Genomic DNA, 1,164 nt, shown 5'->3' with positions numbered 1-1,164 from the left:
TTGCCTTTCGAAACACTGCCAATGCCATCGGTAATCTCAAAGAAGGCTGGCTCGCAGACTTTTTCAAAAGGTTGAACTACAAGAAAGGAAGAGCAACTGCTGTCTCTGCACTGGCCCGCAAACTTGCCGTCATCATCTGGAACATGCTTGTGAAAGGGCAAAGCTACCAACCACCTTCACTATATCTGTTCCTTGACGAGAAAAGAAAAATTGCTGCAGCCAAAAGAATTCAAAAACAAATCACTAAATTTGGATTGACTGACAGAGATATTGAAATCACAAAATACTGATTATCAATATTAAAATTTAACGTTAGTCAGAATTTTAAACACAGTCGGCGGAAAAAGTAATTCCTTCGATTCTGACCAACGGTCGGAATTGCCGAAACAGCGACCTGAAATTTTCTGAAAGTAGGTAATAAATTAAACTATTACTTTATGAAGATTTTAAAATTTTCTTCTTTGCTTCTTGCTGGAGCATTTTCGTTGACTTCGTGTGCAACAATTTTCACTGGAACTTCTGATGCCATAACTTTTAATTCTTCTCCTGAAGAAGCAAAAGTGTACGAAGCTGGAGTTGAAAAATGTACAACACCTTGTACATACAAAGTTAGTCGTTCACTTTCTCAAAAAACAGTCGAATTGAGAAAAGAAGGTTATGAAAACAAGGTTGTTGGACTTGACTCCAAATTCAATAGTGTCTCAATTCTTAACCTTTTTGGACTTCTTGGTTGGGGTATTGATGCTGCAACAGGTTCATTGAAAAAGTATGACACTAAAGTTTACGAAATTAAACTTGACGAAAAGAAGTAAATAACAGAAAATGAGGAGTAAAATTTGCTCCTTATTTTTTTAACTGAATTCAAAGAAAAACTTCTGCCAATAACTAAGCTTTCGTTTTGTCTGCAAGACAAGAAATGAAAGCCCGTTGAACGGAACCTCCGGTGGCTTTTCAGCGGTATGATGGTCCTCTTATGGGGATGTCGTTTTTAGAATTTAGAGGTACAAAGCAGTTTTTTCGTAAGGACTGCTTTTTTTGTGGCGTTTGGTAGCCTTTATTGGTGGATTTCAGCGGTTTTTCCTCGCTTCAGAACATAGGTTCCCTTACCCGCAAAGGTTATTTTGCAGACAGCGTTTGGGTAACGAAAAGAAAATCCTGCGGCGG

At 38.1% G+C, this 1,164-nt stretch carries 1 protein-coding gene and 1 pseudogene; both read left to right on the top strand.

Translation table 11 applies throughout. The annotated features are described in order from the left end of the window. A pseudogene (locus AP75_RS13990) lies at positions 1 to 290 on the top strand (hypothetical protein); the annotation flags it as partial. 147 nt (positions 291 to 437) lie between these two features. After that, positions 438 to 812, top strand: a complete 375-nt coding sequence (locus tag AP75_RS13985) for a PEGA domain-containing protein (RefSeq protein WP_051872744.1) — start codon at positions 438 to 440, stop codon at positions 810 to 812. The last annotated feature ends 352 nt before the right edge of the window (positions 813 to 1,164 follow it).

It is taken from the genome of Kaistella haifensis DSM 19056, assembly GCF_000735695.2.
Taxonomy (GTDB): Bacteria; Bacteroidota; Bacteroidia; order Flavobacteriales; family Weeksellaceae; genus Kaistella; species Kaistella haifensis.
The sequence above is the reverse complement of the archived record's forward strand: the minus strand, read 5'-3'. Positions and strand labels throughout refer to the sequence as shown.

Coding starts and splice junctions, on each gene's coding strand:
- AP75_RS13985 (WP_051872744.1), top strand. CDS start 438: ATGAAGATTTTAAAATTTTCTTCTTTGCTTCTTGCTGGAGCATTTTCG.